General features: G+C 68.9%; 2 protein-coding genes and 1 pseudogene. All 3 read right to left on the minus strand.

Going from position 1 to position 1594, the window contains the following annotated elements; genetic code table 11:
- The coding region (locus ABD378_RS43515; protein ID WP_344530974.1) for a major capsid protein at positions 1-427 on the minus strand (427 nt) is incomplete at its 3' end.
- 15 nt (positions 428-442) lie between these two features.
- Positions 443-1189, minus strand: coding sequence for a hypothetical protein (locus ABD378_RS43520; protein ID WP_344530976.1), 747 nt, complete (start codon positions 1187-1189; stop codon positions 443-445).
- Between the two features lie 115 nt (positions 1190-1304).
- Positions 1305-1594 (minus strand): annotated as a pseudogene (locus ABD378_RS43525) (hypothetical protein); the annotation flags it as partial.

Consider the following 1594-nt stretch of genomic DNA (forward strand, 5'->3'; position numbering starts at 1 on the left):
CGACGCCAGTGGACAGGAGTTCACCGGCCGCGATCTCCATGGCGATCTTGATGGAGGTGAAGTGGCGCTCGAGGTCGTCGTAGAGCTGGTCCAGGAACTCCTGGTCGTCTGCTCCACGGCGGGCGTTGAACAGGATCAGGGACAGTTCGCCCATCTCCAGGGTCTGGCCGACCGGGGGCAGCATGCCCTCGTTGACGACCCGCTCGGCCTGCCGCTTGGCCAGGGCGTGCGGGGTGTCGAAGGCGCGGAACTTCGCGGCGTTGATGCGCCGCTTGTTCGACTCGATGCGGAACTTCGGCCCGTAGATCTTCCGCTCCGGGATGACGCTCTGTGTGAGGGCGTAGTTGTTCGGAGTGGGCAGTCCGTTGATATAGGCGTTGATGTCTTCCGGCGTGACGTTGCGCAGGAGACGGTCGAGGGTGCTCATGGTCGGTCTCCTGTCTTACCGGTAGTGGATGTTGACGCCGGGGGCGACGCTGGTGACGTCGGTCGGGTCGAAGGGGATGGGGCACTTGTCGGCGTAGACCTCGCCGAACCAGAGCAGCGCACCGGACGTCTTGGTGGAGCCGGTGGCGAACATCGACTCGGTGGCGAGGAACCCGGCGAGGACTTCGGTGCCGTCGGAGGCGGTGGATGCGCCGCCCGCGGTGGTGGTGGCGATGTTCACGGCGGGGGTGGTGCCTCCGGTGAGGCTGGCCGCGGAGGCGGTCATCTGCGCCTGGTCGTCGCCCAGGTAGCGGCCGGCGAAGGTGACGGTGACGACGCTGCCCGGGTGCGGGCCGCCGGAGACCAGGACGTCACCGGGCTCGATGTTGGACAGCGCGTCGAGGGCTGCCTTCACCTGGGCTGCGGTGGCGTTGTAGGGGATACCGGCGGTGGTCTGTCCGGACCAGGTCAGCGTGTAGGTGCCGCCGGTGGGGGTGCCGGTGATGGTGACGGTCTGGACCTCGGATGTGGGCCCCGCGTAGGGGGCGTACATCTGCGTCGCGGTGACCTTGCCGAGCGGGAGGCCGGACTTGAGGACGTTGCGGGGCTGCAGTGCGTGGCCCGCCTCGTAGTGCGTCCCGGCGACGAACTTGGTGAGGTCCAGCAGGATCGTGTTGCAGTCGTTGGTGCCCACGAGGGAGGCGAGCCACGGCCGGTCGGCTGTGGCTTCCTCGCTCACGCGCACGGGCTGGAAGTCGTTCACGGCCCTCTCCTTGGGGTGGTGGTGGAGCTGTAAGGCGGCGCCGCTGTTGCTGTGGCGCGTCCACGTGGGAGAGGTCGTGGTCCCAAGTCATGCGGGTCGTGCGGGTGGTGCGGTCTTAGGCGTCGGTGGGGATCTTCCCGCGGCGCTTGAGCATGGCCAGACCGCGCTCACCCGGCTTGGGCTGGCTTGCGCCGGGGCGCGGCATGCCCGGCGCGGGCATCCCGGAGGGTGCTGCCGGTGCTGCGGTCGGGTCAGGGGTGCTGGCGGTGCCGAACAGTTCGGGGCGACGCTTCTTCAGCTTCTCCGCGGCCTCGGCGACCGTGGCCGCGTCAGCGTCTGGGGTCTCGCGCAGGTCCCGATCGAGCATCGCCAGGGCGTCCTGCAGGTTCGGGGCGTCATCGCTGT

This window comes from Streptomyces rectiviolaceus, assembly GCF_039533825.1.
Classification (GTDB): domain Bacteria; phylum Actinomycetota; class Actinomycetes; order Streptomycetales; family Streptomycetaceae; genus Streptomyces; species Streptomyces rectiviolaceus.